Source organism: Sphingomonas abietis (assembly GCF_027625475.1).
In the GTDB taxonomy this organism is placed as follows: domain Bacteria; phylum Pseudomonadota; class Alphaproteobacteria; order Sphingomonadales; family Sphingomonadaceae; genus Solisphingomonas; species Solisphingomonas abietis.
Genome location: NZ_CP115174.1, coordinates 3,520,733 through 3,536,585 on the forward strand (window position 1 = coordinate 3,520,733; position 15,853 = coordinate 3,536,585).

General features: G+C 61.9%; 12 protein-coding genes. 7 read left to right on the forward strand and 5 right to left on the reverse strand.

Going from position 1 to position 15,853, the window contains the following annotated elements:
* The first annotated feature begins 155 nt into the window (after positions 1-155).
* From PBT88_RS16560 to PBT88_RS16570, 3 genes are read left to right on the forward strand one after another with little or no spacing between them, the layout of a single operon-like run.
* The gene (locus PBT88_RS16560) at positions 156-452 is read left to right on the forward strand and encodes a type II toxin-antitoxin system prevent-host-death family antitoxin (protein ID WP_270076410.1); all 297 of its coding nucleotides are present in this window, start codon (positions 156-158) and stop codon (positions 450-452) included.
* Positions 449-901, forward strand: coding sequence for a type II toxin-antitoxin system VapC family toxin (locus PBT88_RS16565; RefSeq protein WP_270076411.1), 453 nt, complete (start codon positions 449-451; stop codon positions 899-901). The genes PBT88_RS16560 and PBT88_RS16565 overlap by 4 nt, the downstream gene beginning before the upstream one ends.
* Before the next feature lie 15 nt (positions 902-916).
* The gene (locus PBT88_RS16570; RefSeq protein WP_270076412.1) at positions 917-1,846 is read left to right on the forward strand and encodes a HEPN domain-containing protein; all 930 of its coding nucleotides are present in this window, start codon (positions 917-919) and stop codon (positions 1,844-1,846) included.
* Positions 1,847-1,868: 22 nt separating this feature from the next.
* Here the strand turns inward: PBT88_RS16570 and PBT88_RS21245 are convergent, their stop codons facing one another.
* Together PBT88_RS21245 and PBT88_RS16575 are read right to left on the reverse strand one after the other, a co-directional pair.
* Positions 1,869-2,180 carry a sigma factor-like helix-turn-helix DNA-binding protein gene (locus tag PBT88_RS21245; protein ID WP_407696471.1) on the reverse strand — a complete coding sequence of 104 codons (312 nt, stop codon included), beginning with the start codon at positions 2,178-2,180 and terminating at the stop codon, positions 1,869-1,871.
* Positions 2,181-2,252: 72 nt separating this feature from the next.
* A complete protein-coding gene (locus tag PBT88_RS16575) occupies positions 2,253-3,266 on the reverse strand; it encodes an aldo/keto reductase (protein WP_270076413.1) in 1,014 nt (337 codons plus the stop codon).
* A 184-nt stretch (positions 3,267-3,450) separates the two neighbouring features.
* On the opposite strand from PBT88_RS16575, the gene PBT88_RS16580 reads away from it, so the two are divergent.
* Positions 3,451-4,335 carry a LysR family transcriptional regulator gene (locus tag PBT88_RS16580; protein WP_270076414.1) on the forward strand — a complete coding sequence of 295 codons (885 nt, stop codon included), beginning with the start codon at positions 3,451-3,453 and terminating at the stop codon, positions 4,333-4,335.
* Positions 4,336-4,376: 41 nt separating this feature from the next.
* Here PBT88_RS16580 and PBT88_RS16585 read toward each other — a convergent pair whose 3' ends face one another.
* A complete protein-coding gene (locus tag PBT88_RS16585; protein ID WP_270076415.1) occupies positions 4,377-7,379 on the reverse strand; it encodes a RelA/SpoT domain-containing protein in 3,003 nt (1,000 codons plus the stop codon).
* 200 nt (positions 7,380-7,579) lie between these two features.
* On the opposite strand from PBT88_RS16585, the gene PBT88_RS16590 reads away from it, so the two are divergent.
* Positions 7,580-8,035: a hypothetical protein gene (locus tag PBT88_RS16590; RefSeq protein WP_270076416.1), complete on the forward strand. Its 456-nt coding sequence runs from the start codon at positions 7,580-7,582 to the stop codon at positions 8,033-8,035.
* A 72-nt stretch (positions 8,036-8,107) separates the two neighbouring features.
* On the opposite strand, the gene katG is transcribed toward PBT88_RS16590, so the two are convergent.
* Positions 8,108-10,339: a catalase/peroxidase HPI gene (gene katG, locus PBT88_RS16595; RefSeq protein ID WP_270076417.1), complete on the reverse strand. Its 2,232-nt coding sequence runs from the start codon at positions 10,337-10,339 to the stop codon at positions 8,108-8,110.
* Positions 10,340-10,607: 268 nt separating this feature from the next.
* Here katG and PBT88_RS16600 point away from each other — a divergent pair, with 268 nt between their 5' ends.
* Together PBT88_RS16600 and PBT88_RS16605 are read left to right on the forward strand one after the other, a co-directional pair.
* Complete coding sequence (locus tag PBT88_RS16600; RefSeq protein WP_270076418.1) at positions 10,608-13,604, forward strand: sensor histidine kinase; 2,997 nt, start codon at positions 10,608-10,610, stop codon at positions 13,602-13,604.
* Entirely contained in the window at positions 13,597-14,241 is a 645-nt protein-coding gene (locus PBT88_RS16605) for a response regulator (protein ID WP_270076419.1), read from the forward strand. The genes PBT88_RS16600 and PBT88_RS16605 overlap by 8 nt, the downstream gene beginning before the upstream one ends.
* Positions 14,242-14,274: 33 nt before the next feature.
* Here the strand turns inward: PBT88_RS16605 and PBT88_RS16610 are convergent, their stop codons facing one another.
* Complete coding sequence (locus tag PBT88_RS16610; protein ID WP_270076420.1) at positions 14,275-15,696, reverse strand: RES domain-containing protein; 1,422 nt, start codon at positions 15,694-15,696, stop codon at positions 14,275-14,277.
* Positions 15,697-15,853: the final 157 nt, after the last annotated feature.

The following is a 15,853-nucleotide window of genomic DNA, read 5'->3' on the forward strand; positions in this document are numbered from 1 at the left end:
ACCGTTCTCGGTTCGTACCATAACAGAACCAAACTACGAGATCGAAGTCTTTTTTCCCGCAAAGTTTGCGGAGCTTGATGCGGCGCGACAGCAAGCGACTTGCTCACACGCGCCGTTCGCACTATAGCTGACCAGCTAGTCAGGTGGAGGCCAACATGGCGATTGCTGTGCGCAAAGGCGGCCGTGAAACGGCCTCCCACGGAGGCACATGGAAGCTTGAAGACGCAAAGGCGCGCTTCAGCGAACTCGTGCGCCTGGCCGAGAGCGAAGGACCGCAGCGGGTAACGGTGCGAGGGCGCGAAGCAGTCGTGGTCATGAGCGTAGCCGAGTTGAATAGGCTCCTCCCAGAAGCACAGGAGCGGCCGGGTTTGGTTTCCTTTCTAGAGGGTCTCGGCCTCGACGGTCTGCCGATCGAACGCGAAATCGACCGTGGCCGGAACGTTGCCTTGTGAATGGATGGCTGCTCGATACCCACGTCATTTCCGCGCTTGCGAGCCCGAACGGCGCTCCGAGCGTCAAGGCGTGGGCGGCTAATCAGCCGGAGTACCGCATGTATCTGAGCGTTCTCACGCTGGCGGAATATGAAAAGGGCATCCACAATCTGGAGCCGGACCATCCCGATCGCTCTCGCTACATGGCGGTCAGAGACGCTCTCATCGACCGATTCAGCGATCGCATCCTCTCAGTCGACGATGCGATCATATATCGATGGGGCGCAATCTCGGGCGACGTGAAACGGCAGACGCGACAAGCACCGCCAGTCATCGACACGATGCTGGCTGCGACCTCCATCGAGCACGACCTGTTCCTTGTCACGCGGAACGTGAAGGACACGCAGCATAGCGGTGCAGCCATATTCAACCCATGGGAAGATGATCCCGAGCGCTTCCCCCTCACCTGATTGACCGAAAACAGCATGAAGACCGATCTCGACCACCTCCCAGCTAACAAGCGGCGCGAGCTCGAGCGTGTCGTCCAGATCCTGTTCGAGGAGTTCAACGACGCCAAGGGCAACCCTACCGGCGAGAAGAAGCTGGGCCGCATCCTCAAGGTGATCCTCTACGGGTCCTACGCCCGGGGCGGCTGGGTCGATGAACCACATACCTCGAAGGGGTACCAATCGGACTTCGACCTGCTGGTGATCGTAAATCAGAAGGAACTCACCGATCGCGTCGCATACTGGGCGCGCGCGGAAGCGCGGCTCATTCAAGAGTTGTCGATTACGCACGCCCTTCGTACGCCAGTGAATTTTATCGTTCATTCGCTACAAGAGGTGAATGACGGCCTCGCTCACGGACGATACTTCTTTATCGATGTCGCGCGCGACGGCATTGCGCTGTATCAAACCGACGACAGCGAGCTACTTCAGCCCAAGCCAAAGACTCCTGTGCAAGCGCTATCCTTGGCGCAAGAATACTATGACGAATGGTTTCCGAGTGCAGGTGAGTTTTTCGAGAATTATGCTTTCAATCTAGAAAAAGGGCGATTGAAGAATGCTGCCTTTCAGCTTCATCAAGCCGCAGAACGTCTCTACCACTGCGTTCTTCTGACGGTCAGCTTCTACACGCCTCACGTCCATAATCTCGCTTTCCTTCGTACCCAAGCGGAACGCTTGGATGGAAGGCTCAGGACGGCTTGGCCGATGGATACCCGCTCCGACCGCGCCCGCTTCGAGAAGCTCAAAGACGCCTACGTGAAAGCTCGCTTTTCAAAGCACTACCGGATCACGGCAGAAGAGCTGACCTGGCTGGGTCAGCAAGTCGAGGAGCTCGGGCGGCTCGTGGATAACATTTGCAGAGCCCGCATCGCCGCGCTTTCAGAGGAGGTTACCGCGAAAGCGGACTGACGCAGCACGTCACCGTCGAGGTTTATTTATCGACGAGACGAATGCACATGCTCGAGAGCGCGGCTGCAAAATGCGTCTCGACCGACGATGAATCCATGCCGAGCCGAAAGCCGATTTCCCGATAGGATAGGCCATCCGTGCTTGCCAAAATGAAGGTCGCTCGCTCTATCACCGGCAGTTCCTCTAACGCAGAGAGGTACGATGTCCGATCGATCGATCCCATCCACATTCGCGGGCTCCGTCTCTGCAAAGGCAGGAGACTTTCCCTAAATTTCGGCGCCAATGCGAAATCTTTCTCCGCAATTATTGCGGGATCTCCGCAAGAGTTTGGCATCGATGGGGAACGCGTCGGATTGGCGCGCTAGTTTTGACGACTGCCCGCACACGGGCGCGGGCAGTCGATTGTTCAGTTCCCGGCAGGCAGCGGCGCCGCCGGATCCACGAGACCCGCTGCCCGCAGTTCGCTCCAGAAGTTGGTCGGAACGCTCTCTTCCAAGGCCGCGCGATCCTCCACGATACGCCCCGGCCGGCTAGCGCCAGGGATCACCGCCGCCACTGACGGGTTGGCAAGCGAGAACTGCAGGCCGGCCGCCTTCATGCTCACACCGTGACGATCGGCGATGGCTTTGATCCGTGCGACCTTGTCGAGAATCTCCGGCGTCGCCGGCGCATATTCGAAGTTCGGCCCGCCGACGAGCGCACCTGAACTATACGGACCGCCCACCACGATGCCGGCACCGCTCGCGGCTGCCATCGGCATCACGCGCTGAAGCGCGCTGCTGTGATCGAGCAGCGTGTAGCGGCCCGCCAAAAGGAAAGCGTCCGGGCGCGGTTCGTCTAGGCCCAGGACCAGTTCAATCGGCTCGACCTTGTTCACGCCAAGGCCCCAGGCCTTGATCGTGCCCTCGTCGCGCAGTCGGTCCAGCGCCCGGAATGCACCGGTGCGAGCCTCTTCGAATTTCGCCAGCCACTCGTCGCCCCAGAAATCTTGGGCGAGGTCATGGACGAACGCGATCTCGATATGATCAGTGCGAAGCCGCTCGAGGCTTCCCTCGATCGAGCGCAGCGTCGCGTCATAGCTGTAGTCGTTGACGATCCGATTGGCGCGGCCATGGGCGAACACACCGGCCTTCTCGCCCTGCTCGCGCGCGCTGACGTCTTCGAGCTCGTCAAGGATGACACGACCGACCTTGCTGCTGATCACATATTCGTCGCGCGGCTTGCCGGCCAGCGCCTCACCCATGCGCAACTCCGCAAGCCCTGCCCCGTAGAACGGCGCGTTGTCGAAATAGCGGATGCCGTCGTTCCACGCAGCCTGAACCGTCGCCAGCGCTTCGTCCTCGGGGATGTCGCGAAACATGTTGCCGAGCGGCGCGGCGCCGAAGCCGAGTTTGCCGGGGAGAATGTCTTTGAGTGCCATATTCATTCCTCAGGATCTGATACACCAGCTGCCGGCCCCGCCGAAACGCCTTCCGGCTGACCACACTGGGGTCGCTCCATCAGATGCGTCGTCCCTTCTCGCTTGATAACCGCGCCGCAACGATCAAGAGTTCGGAACTCAATTCCCGAATGATGGAGCGAGCGTGGATAATCGGGCGAGCGAGATGCGGGTTTTCACCCGCATCGTCGAAACAGGCAGCTTCTCGGAAGCTGGCCGCCGCTTACACATGACGGCATCAGCAGTGGGGAAGATGGTGGGGCGGATCGAGACACGGCTCGGCGTGCGGCTGATCGAGCGCTCAACGCGGCGACTTTCCCTCACGGACGCCGGCCAGCTCTATCATGACCGGTGCTTCGAGATTCTGCAAGAGATGGACGACCTCGACAACGTCATTGCCAGCGGCGGAGCCGAGATTTCCGGCACAATCCGCATCAGCGCCTCCGTCGGATACGGCATCTACGAGCTTGAACCGTTGCTCCCGGAATTCTGGGCACAGCACCCCAAGGTCACGATCGACCTCTCGCTGTCGGACGAGGTCGTCGATCTCTACCTTGAGCGCACCGATCTGGCGTTCCGGGTCGGCACCCTCTCCGTATCCAACCTCGTGGCGACCAAACTTGGGCGCTCCCCCCGCATTATCGTTGGCTCCCCGGACTACCTCGCTCGACATGGAGTCCCGCGTACCATAGCGGAATTAGACGCGCATAATTGTCTGGGCTTCAACTTCCGCCGGTCGGTCGCGAGTTGGCCGCTCGAGGAGAATGGCAGGGCCATCGACCGAGCTGTCAGCGGCAATTTCCTCGCGAATAGTGGTGAAGGCGTGCGCCGCATGGCGGTACACGGCGTCGGCCTCGCGCGGATCGGTCAGTTCCATGCCGCTGAGGACATCAAGGCCGGGAGATTGGTACGCGTGCTCGAAGGGGCCGCTCCACGGCAGTTCGAAGAGGTGTTCGCCGTTCATACCGGCGGGCCCTCTATGTCCCCGCGCCTGCGCACCTTTCTCGACTTCGTCACACCGAGGCTGCGGGCAAGCCTGGCCTGCGACTGAGTGCATCCCGCAGCGTCAAACCCGCCCGGGCGGCGCATTCCTCAGTCGCCATCATCGCCGAACTCGATTCGGCGCAAGGCGACCGATCGATCGGCGCGACGACGCTCCATAGCGAGTTGATTATCCGCAGCCTTCACGAAGGTCGCAGCGAATGCCCGGACAGCTTCGCTTTCATCGGTTTCCCATTCGGCGACGAGCGCCCGCCGCGCTTCCTGGGCCTCGACACTGCCATAATCGCCTACAAGCACGCCGCTGGAGTCGATGACAATGTCGACGATCCGAAGCAGTTCATCGTCGGGGGGAAGAATGCCCACAATCGCACGCAGCAGCGGATGCAAGAATGTCTGCCCCTCATAGGCGCGGAGCACCGAGAGCACGAACTCAATGCCATCACGGCTTTCTTCAATATGGTTGAGGAGGAGCGGATAAAGCGGATGTTCCAGATTCGGGAAAAGCTCAGCGATCAACCGTCCGCCCCGGAACTCCGACAGGCTGCGATTACGATCGAACCATGCCCGGGCAGCGGCGACAATCTCCACGGGCGCTGCGGCAAGCGGGTCTTTCAGATAGTAAAGACCATGCGGCAGATTCTCATAGCTGACCTCGAACCCATCGTGCTCATGTTGGAATCGTTGGCCGATGAAGTCGATGACCGCTTGTATGTTTTCCTCGGCAAGAACCGCGAGCATGGCCTCGCCATTGCTGCCAAGTCTGGGAAGATCGAGAAGCAACCCAAGCAACGCTTCCGTCTGGGCAGTCGAGAGCCCTCGCAGCAGACTCACCTGGTTCCAATTGAACATGCCACCGGCCCAGCCAAACAGTTTGCGCGCTGAAAGCACCCGAACCGCAGGCAAAAAGACTTCGTCGAACATGGGCTCGTTATGTTTGGCGGACTGGCGCGCTGCCGCTATCGCGACGTTGTGCAGGACAAGCTCCTCGCCGCTGGCAAGTCCTTTGCCGGTGATGGCCAAGAGCAGGTCGAGGCGAAATGCCGCTGCGAATTGGAGATAATATGCAATCGACGACAGGTGACGATCTTCGCTAACCCATGTCTCGATGAGCGGGTCGATCGCGGCACCTTGGCCTGCCTCCGACAGGTCGTGGAGCATCCCCGGCAACCAGGTCGCAAGGCGATCGCTTAGCTTCGGCACCCAGTCCAGCAGGATTTCCGGATTAGCATGCGCCAGCTTTTTGATGAACTCCTGCAGCCCAAAGAAGAAGGCGCCATCGTTGCTCTCGGTCACAACAAAACGCTCGAGGCGCGCCAGCCATTCGTCGGCGGTCTTCGCAGTCACGCTCGCGACCATCTCCTCGATGGCGGACGATCGATCCTTCGTCGACGCCTCGTAATCGAAGCCCGGCTTCTCCCACATGCTGCGGGTCACGCTGTCGTGTCCGACCAGCATTCGATACCGATCGAAATCGAGGTCGCCTTCGAGCGCAGCCCGGCAGGCGGCAAACGCCTCTAGCAAGCGCGCATGGGCCGCGGCCAATTGCGCGTTATCGGCCATTCCGGGCGGAAGCACATGATAGGCGTAGAACTTGCGATGGAGCTCTGTTTCGAGCTGCCGGCGCGCCTCCAAGCCGAAGCCTGGAATCATCTTGGTAAAGAACCCGAAAACGTGCGTCAGGTCATTCATGATGACCTCGCCGAGCAGGTCGGAGTAGCCGGAGTTGTTCGGCGTGTTGCCGGCTGCAAGCATGGCGTGGCGCACGTCTTTGCGGGCAGCATCATCGTCGAGCAGTACGTGCAGACGCTCGAGCTCGTGGAGGGCCTGTCTGCGGACAGCCTTGAGGTCGTCGGTGACCGAGACCGATCCGGAGTGCAGAAGCATGGCATCTGCCTTCCAGCTCGTGCCGGTCACCGTGCTAGACAATGCTTCCCGAAGCATGATCGTGACACTCGGAGCCCGCGCAAGGAATTCGGCGTCGTCCAGTGCCGCAATTTTGTCGACCAGAAGCCTCTGGAGCCCCGGTCCGACCTGCTTCCAGGCGCGCAAATCGTGCTGGGCAAACCGTCGGATGAGATCGTCGATAGGCTTGCGCTCATCGTCGGTTACTGCCGCGCTCCGCATCGCGATTAGCGCGTCGAACATACGCTCGGGCGCTGCGTAAAGGAGATACCCGCTCTCCAGGATGCGACAGATCTTCGCGATGATGGCCTGACTCTTCGTGCCCGGATATTCGTGGCCGTAGGCCTTGTGCGGAATATCGAGCATCCGAGGTGCCCGGATCACCGCATTCGAGAGGACCTCAATGATCTCGGGCGCGGCAGCGATGTAATCATCATAGTTTGGAAGCACGTAGTTCGAGAACCGTTCGACGGCATCATCGAGCGCATTTCGGTCAGCGCAGCCTGCGATCACGCCGAGCGCATCGCTGTCGAACATTTCTATCCCGTCACGAAGTTGGGCGTAATCGCTAGCGATTTTGTCGAAGGCGTAGCCCGCAGGCTGCAGGAATTCCTGCATGACCTTGCGTAATCGCTTGCGCATCCCCTCTATCTTCGCCGCGCCGAACCCTACGTCCGACATCGGCTTGTAGATAGTATCGTGGGCCATCTCGGCCCAGGCATGGTCGAGGATCGTCTGTACCTGGATTTCGCAGCGCAGTCCGGCAAAGCGACGATATTCAGACAGAGCGCATCGGGCCTCGCTGAGCGTTACCACCCAATTTTCGGAAATGAAGAACTCCGCGCCCTCTTCCTTATTGTCGGGATAGTGGATCTTCGAGCGTTCGTAATCGATCGTGAAATTCTCGCGTAAGATGCCGCTCTGCCCGAAGCGATAGACGTCGCCATTGGTGTAGAAGATGAGTCGGCACCCAGAGACATCCTTCGCGAAATCCGCGATCTGAGCATTGTTCGCGGCACCCGCCTTGGTCAGCTTTACCCGAAGCGATGCTGGCTCCTTCGCTCGGCGCTGGATGTTCTGCAACCGCAGCCCGCTATGCTCGGCGATTGAGGCTTGGAGGATCGCTGCCACCGCCTCGGCAAATTCGGAGTAGAGCGTGCGGCCACCATTCTCATATTCGTCGAGGGTCATCTGCTTCTCCAAAGGGCCGCAGGCGACCTCATCTTAGCCCCTCGCAACGTCGCCTTCGCAGGTGCAGCATAACGACGCCTTTCAGGCATCCTCTCCTAACACTTCAAGGCCGCCCCCGTGCGGCCATTTTTTTGATCACACAGGATAGCGCTCACGAGGATTTGCAATCAGTGACCCGCTGCGCTGCGCAATGACGGTAATTGAAGCAGCCATTCTTCCGCAGCGGAAGCATCCACGAATACGCCGATCCGATCGTCGCTACTGGGCTGAAAAATTCTTATGGCTTGGATGCGATTGACGCCACCGGGGATCACGAACGCAATCCGTCGGGCACCGCTCGAGCGGATGTCCACAGCGATGCTCTCGAAATTGGTGGCGACGTCGCTGGCGAGCGGGAGCCCGGCGGAATTGTCGATAAGAATGTCGAAGGCGGCTCCCGTCCGTGTCACCTCGGCGATGCCGCCACAAATGGCTGTGTGGAAGCGGCGCGGTTCCTCCAATTCGAGGAAGCCGCTCCGCTCTACAAGCAGGCGACCTTGTCGATTAACGAACCGAACCGAAAACATCTCGCTACCTTATCATTGGAAGCTTGTGCCGCGCTTAACCGACGCGCCCGGAGATCGCGAAGTGCGCTGACCGATTACATGCAGGCATAAGTCCTCTAGAGATCTCCCAGAAGTTATCTTGCGATATCGGGGAGAAGCGCACTGCGCCCCTCCCCCATCAGCTCATTTCAGCAGATCGAAGCGATCCGCATTCATGACCTTGGTCCAGGCAGCAACGAAGTCGGTCACGAACTTCCCGCCCGCATCGGCACCGGCATAGACCTCGCAGACCGCCCGGAGTTGCGAATTCGATCCGAAGACGAGATCGACGCGCGAGGCGGTCCAGCGCTCGGCGCCGGTTACCCGGTCGGTGCCGACGAAGGTCTCGGTGTTGCCCTCGGCAGCCGCCTTCCAGCCGATCGCCATGTCGAGCAGGTTGACGAGGAAGTCGTTGGTGAGCTGGCCTGCGCGATCGGTGAGGACGCCACGCGTCGAGCCACCATGATTGACGCCCAGGACCCGCAACCCCGCGACCAGCACCGTCATCTCGGGCACGCTGAGGCCGAGCAACTGGGCCCGGTCGATCAGCAGCTCTTCGGTCGTGACGTCAAACGGCGTCTCCAGATAGTTGCGGAAGCCGTCAGCGCGCGGTTCGAGAAAGGCGAAGCTATCTGCATCGGTCTCCTCCTGCAGCGCATCGGTGCGGCCCGCGAGAAACGGCACCTCGACCTGCAGGCCGGCGGCCTCGGCGGCGCGCTCGATACCGACCGATCCCGCGAGCACGATCAGGTCGGCGACCGACACCTTCTTGCCGTCCTTCGAGCTGGAGTCGAAGTCGGCCTTAAGCTTTTCGAGGATGGCCAGAACCCGATCGAGCTGCTCTGGCTGGTTGACCGCCCAGGTCCGCTGCGGCGCAAGCCGGATCCGCGCGCCGTTGGCGCCGCCGCGACGATCGGAACCCCGATAGGTCGACGCCGACGCCCAGGCGGTTCCGACCAGCTCCGCGACCGATAGCCCCGAGTTGATGATCGCCTCCTTGAGGCAGGCGATGTCATCGGCGGCGATCGCCGCATAGTCGGCGGCTGGGATCGAGTCCTGCCAGATCAGATCCTCGGCGGGCACATCCGGGCCGAGATAGCGCGCCTTGGGGCCCATGTCGCGATGCGTGAGCTTGAACCAGGCACGGGCGAAAGCGTCCGCGAAGTGCGCGGGATCGGCGCGGTAGCGATCGAGGATCGCCCGGTAAGCCGGGTCAACTTTCAGCGCCATGTCGGCGGTGGTCATCATCGTCGGGACCATGGTGCCCGGCGTGTGCGCCTTGGGCGCCAGCGTCTCGGCCGGATTTCCGACGGGCTGCCACTGATGGGCACCGGCCGGGCTGCGGACCAGTTCGTAGTTGTGGTCGAGCAGCATCTCGAAATAGGTCATATCCCATGTCGTCGGCGTGGGTGTCCACGAGCCCTCGATGCCCGAGGTGATGGCATCGTCGCCCATGCCGGTGCCGTTGGTCGAAATCCAACCGAGCCCCATTTGCGCGATGTCCGCGCCTTCCGGCGCGAGGCCGACGGTCGCGGCGTCGCCGCCGCCGTGCGACTTGCCGAAGGTATGGCCGCCGGCGGTCAGCGCCACGGTCTCCTCGTCATTCATGCCCATCCGGCCGAAGGTCTCGCGGATGTCGCGCGCCGAGCCAACCGGGTCGGGCACGCTCCCCGGACCTTCCGGGTTCACATAGATCAGGCCCATCTGGATGGCAGCGAGCGGCTTTTCGAGTGAGCGACCGTCGGTCTCGTCGATGCGGGTGAGGTTTTCCGGGTTGCCGACCCAGTTCGCTTCCTCACCCCAGAAGACGTCTAGGTTAGGCTCGTACACGTCTTCGCGACCGCCACCGAAGCCGAAGATCGGACCGCCCATCGACTCGATCGCGACGTTGCCGGTCAGGATGAGAAGGTCGGCCCAGCTGAGGCTCGCGCCATATTTCTGCTTGATCGGCCAGAGCAGGCGGCGCGCCTTGTCGAGATTGCCGTTGTCGGGCCAAGAGTTCAGCGGCGCGAAGCGCTGCGAGCCCGAGGACGAACCGCCGCGCCCGTCGCCGCTGCGATAGCTGCCCGCCGAGTGCCAGGCCATGCGGATGAAGAACGGCCCGTAATGCCCATAGTCGGCCGGCCACCAGGGCTGGCTGTCGGTCATCAAGGCGCGCAGGTCGGCCTTGACCGCCTGATAGTCGAGGGCTGTGAACGCGGCGCGATAATCGAAGTCTACAGGATACGGACTCGGCGACACGCCGTGTTGGCTGAGGATCGTCAGCGGCAGCGCCTTGGGCCACCAGTCGCGGTTGGTTCGCCCCAGAAGAGAACGCATCGTTCGCGGCGCTTTCGGCGCGCCGCCCATCGGGCATTTGGTGGTCACTGCATCCATGTCTGATCTCCGTCGCTTCGACAAAGAGCCTGACGTCGGCGACCCATGAAGGATTGTAGGATCTTCACACGAAAGCACATGCGAACAGTGTCGTGTCACATGGCCAACCTGGACTTTGCCGAGGAAAATTCGCGGACCAGGGCCGCTATCGCCGCACGCATGCGACCACCCTTTCGGGTTGCTCGTCCGTGCCCCTTCCACGTGTTAATGCCGTTCTCTCGTCCGTACCGAATGACTTCAGAGATTCATGTTTTCCGCTTTTCGCCTCTTGATCCTGATTCTGATCTCAACGCTGAGCTTCGCGGCTCTGGCGCAGGACAGCGACGAGACGGCCGAACAGTTCACTCACACGAGCTGGACCAGCAAGGACGGCGTTCCCGGCATGGTCCAGGCGCTCGCGCAGACACCTGACGGTTTCCTCTGGCTTGGCACCTACGAAGGGCTGTTCCGCTTCGACGGCGCGAGCTTTGATCACATTCCCGTCGCCAAGGATCACCCGCCGGGCTCGATCCCCGTCAGTGCGCTGCTGGTCACGCGCGCCGGGCAGCTCTGGGTAGGCTATGCCGGAGGCGCCGGCGTTGAGGTAATGCGACGCGGTCGGCTCGAGCGTGCGGGCATGCCCGGTGCGCCTGGTGAGGTCACCATGATTGTCGAAGACAAGGATGGTGCGATCTGGGTTGTCGGCGGCCGCGGACGAAAAGCGCTCAAGCGCTTCGCCGATGGCAAGTGGAAGAGCATCAATGAACGCTGGGGCGTTCCCGAAGACGAGGCTGTTTCGGCTGTCCTCGCGGCGCGCGACGGAACCGTCTGGCTCGCGACCCAGACCCAGGTTTTCTTCCTTCGCCACGGATCGACGCGCTTCGAAGCTACCGGTCTCATGATCTCGAACGGCGCTGGCCTCGCGCAGGATCGCACCGGCCGCATCTGGCTCTCGGATGCGCAAGGCACCAAAGCCCTCCCCGACTTCCTCGCCGGTGCGAAGGCGCCGCTCAGCGTCCCCGCCAAAGGAACCGATCGGACCGCGCGCCGGATAAGCCTGTTGTTCGACCGGCATGGCGATCTCTGGGGATCGACTTACACAGACGGCGTCTTCCGCATCGACCGGCCAGGCGGCGCTTATGCCGGCCCGCCCTCTTACTTCCGAAGCCCAGATGGCCTCAGTTCGAACGAGGCGGTGGCGCTTCTGGAAGATCGCGAGGGCAGCATCTGGGTGGCAACCGAGATGGGTCTCGACCAGTTCCGGCGATCCAATATCGAGCGCATCCCTCTGCTGACCAGCGGTTCGGCGGAAGGCTTCATGCTCGCAGCCGACGACCGCGGCGACATGTACCTGACCAACGGCTCCCGCCTGTGGCGATCCGTGCCGAACGGGGATCCTAAATTTCTCCTGGACCTCCATGACGACATCCAGGCGCTCTGTCGCGTACGTGGCGGCATCTGGGTCGCCCAGAAGGGCAAAGCCTCCAAGATCGAGGACGGTCGCATCACCGCGACGGTCTCCTGGCCCGATGGAAAGTCAGTCTCGAGCTGCGGTGAGGACCGCGATGGAAAGCTCTGGTTCGCACGCCCGGCAGGGAACATGCTCTACCGGGAAGGCGCAGGCTGGCGTCAGGCCAATCTTCCGTCACGCCGCACGCCGCTCGACATCTTCTTCGACTGGCGCGGCGCAATCGTCGGGTCGCTCAGCCGGAAATCCGTGATCGTCCTTGATGGCCCACGCACGATCAACCTGCCCGAGTCCAGCCTCGGCGTGGCAGGGCTCACCACCGTGTTCGGAAATGCCAAAGGGCTGCTTATCGGCGGCGGCACCGGGCTCGCCCGCTGGGACGGGCATCGCATCCAGCGTATTTCGATCGCCGATCAACCGTGGCTGCGTGGCGTGCGCGGCATCGTTCAAAATGAGACAGGCGACACTTGGCTGATCACCAACAAGGGCATCGCGCGCCTCACCACGACCGATCTTGATCGGGCGTTCGATAATCCCGCGGCGCCGATCCCCCACGACATCTTCGACGAACAAGACGGCTTCACCAGCCGTACGCAAAATTCGCAGGGCCTGCAGGTCGCGATCGGCGGCGACGATCGGCTGTGGTTCCTGACCCGTCAGGGCGTGCTGCGCATCGACCCGAGCCGCCTCGAGCGCAATCGGATCGCCCCATCCCTCGCGATCAGGTCAGTTGCTGCGGACGGAAAGCTCTACCCCTTTTCGGACGAGATTCGCCTCCCCGCAGGTGCGCGGAACATCTCGATCCAGTATACCGCGCTTAGCCTCGCGATCCCAAGCCGCGTGCGCTTCCGCTATCGTCTTCAAGGCTTCGACGGAGCCTGGATCGACCCGGGCCAGCGTCGGCAAGCCTTTTACACCAACCTCGCGCCGGGCACCTATACGTTCGACGTGATCGCGGCGAACAACGACGGGGTCTGGAACCAGAAGGGTCTCTCCTTCCGCATCACTATTCCGCCGACCTTTGTTCAGTCGCGGGCGTTCATCGCGCTCTGCATCGCGATCGCCCTGCTGTCGCTCTGGCTGCTCTACAGGCTGCGCCTGCACACCATCGCACAGCGCCTGCGGGTCCGGCTGAGCGAGCGGCTCGCCGAGCGCGAGCGGGTCGCGCGGGAGGTGCATGATACGCTCCTGCAAAGCATTCAGGCCCTCATCCTCAAATTTCAGCTCGCGGTGGACGAGATCCCCGCCGAGCTTCCCGTCCACGGCACGCTGGAGAGCACGATCGATCTCGCCGAGGAGGTCCTTGCACAAGGCCGGGGACGGGTTCGCGATCTTCGGATCACCGAGAGCGGCGACGATCTTGAACGGATGATCAACGACATCGTCCAGCGCCTTGTCTTCCCATCGGGAACGTCGGTCCGGATCACGACGGTGGGTGAGCCAGCGTCCCTCAATCTGATCGCCGCTGACGAAATTGCGCGGATCGCCAACGAGGCGATCTTCAACATCTGGCGCCATGCCCAAGCGACTCAGGTGGGAGTCCGCATTGCCTTCTCCCAGACCAAGCTAACCGTCAGCTTCAAGGATGACGGCGTCGGCATTCCGGAAGAGATCCTGAAGGCCGGCTACCGCGCCGGCCACTATGGCCTTCGCGGAATGCGCGAGCGGGCCGGGCGCCTGGACGCTGAACTCAGTCTATCCTCGTCAATTGGTACAGGGACGGAACTAACGCTCACCATTCCCGCAAAGGTGGCGTATGCTCGGCCACCGAGGCGCTTGTTCCTATTCAGAGGGCGTCAGGGGGAAAGCGTTGATTGAGCCGAGGCCCGTCGTTGAAGCGCCCATCCGGGTGTTAGTGGTGGATGACCATCCGCTTCTTCGCGAGGGTTTGACAGCGACGCTGCGCAAGCAGCCGGACCTAGAGGTGGTGGGAGAAGCGGTCGACGGCGTAGCGGCAGTCGAGCAGTTCAACACGCTCTCCCCCGACGTCACGCTGATGGACATCCAGATGCCGCAAATGGGCGGCATCGAAGCGATCGAGAGGATTCGGGAACTCGATCCGACCGCCGCCATCGTCGTGCTCACAACCTACCCCGGCGACAGTCAGGCCATGCGGGCGCTGAAGGCCGGCGCGTCCGGCTATCTCCTCAAGAGCTGCATTCGCAAGGATCTGCTCCAGACGATCCGGGCGGTTCATGCCGGTGAGCGCGCCATTTCGGCCGAGGTCGCGCAAGCGATCGCGATGCACGCGATGGAAGAGCGGCTGAGCGAGCGCGAGGCAAGCATCCTCAGGCTCATCGCGGAAGGGCACCCGAACAAGCAGATCGCCTGGCAGCTCAATCTCGCTCAGGACACCATCAAGGGCCATCTGAAGAACATTTTCGCCAAGCTCGACGTGACCGACCGCACCCATGCCGTCGTGGTGGCAGTTCGCAGAGGGTTCATCGACCTTTGATGAGCCGGGATCTGGCTTCCGCCCCGCAGTCCATCAGAAGCCGTGATCTTCCCAGTCGCTGAAGTCGGCTTGGATGGGGTGCGTGACGTAGCGGATGCCCTCAACACGCATCCGCCATACGTCACTGTCGCCGAGCCGAAGCGCGGGGCCTGGATCGGGGACCGCCGCGACCGGTTCCCATAACCCTGCGAGCCAGTTGTCATCATCACCAGGATTTTGGGCCTGTGCGTTCTCAGCCTCGGCAGGCGGTGGCTCGAAACTGATCATGTCGCGGTCGAGCCTATCGTCTTCGTCGGCATCATCGTCGGTGCGGGCCTGGCGGTGATGAAAATAGCGTATCGCGCGCGCGCTCTCATCGTCAGCTCCCTCGACGGAAGCGGCTTGCGGGAAGAGCACCACGTTGTTCGCGGAGTCGGTAATTTGCGCCGATCCGAACACAATACCGTCCAAACCGGGGTTGGGGCGCGACCAGAGATATTCGCCGATGACCTGAGTGGGCAGATAGTCGAGCGTTTCGCGGCCGGGAATGACCGCGCGCCTTATCTCGGCATGGAAGCCCCGCATGAACGCCGAATAGGCCATGCGCTCGCTATAGTGCGGGTGAAAATAGCTGAGCGGCTCGGGGTCGGCCTCAAGCAAGGTGAGGTCGAGCACCCGCAAGGGGCGCAAGATCTCGAACCGGCCGACGATCGCATAGCCACCGACCGGGGTGCGCAATTCGGCGACACAGGTGTCGCGGTCGAACGAGCCGTAGAACACGCTGATCCCAGCCGCGTTCATGCGCCCTGAGCCCGCGATCCCGGGCGGCGGCGCACCGAGTTGGCGGCGACGTTGTCGATAGATCTTTTCCTGCTCAGCACGGTCGTTGGCGGGCCGGGCGCGAAAGATGTGTGTTTGGCCCGTGTTCGGCCCGATCGTCCGGACCGCGCCTCCTGGCGGCCATTCTTCGCGCAAAATTGGACCAAATATCTCGTCGAGGACGTGCGCGCTTAGATCGAGGAAGAAACGGCGTTGATGTTTCAGTTCATCGCAGAAGCTCTGCCACCCACGCCCGAACCAATCGTCCTCGGAATCGAGGATCGCATAGCAGTCTGATGTGTCGTCATAGAAATCAAAGCCGCCGTCATTGACCTCGACACGGTAATGGTCTGCGAGCACGGATACGAGGTCACGACCAATCTCGTCGGTGTCCGCCTCGAGGATTTCGGTCATGATGTTGCTGGGAAGATCTCCGTCGGGCGCCCAGTCAGGGTTACCGTCGCGCATCACGAAGCCGGCCTCCGCCTCGCCGACGATGTTCTGGAACACCGGATCCACCCTGCGTGCGAGATCCTCGACACGGATGGCCGCTCGGCGTGAGCCACAATAGCTACACGTCCGGCGCGGTTGCTCCGCCTTTATTTCGGCGCTGACGAGGTCCTCGCCAATGCACTGCCAACATACATTCTTGGTCACGCCTGGGTCGACGCACTGGAGCTGAGCATATCGGCATTCTCCTCGCGAGGGTCCTGGGTGGCAAGAAAAACTGTCACAAATTGAGGGTTGATAGTGCCCTCGCGTACAGGCCAATCTCCGTGCGAAGGCCCGGTCGTCCTGACCAAGGGCCAACAGC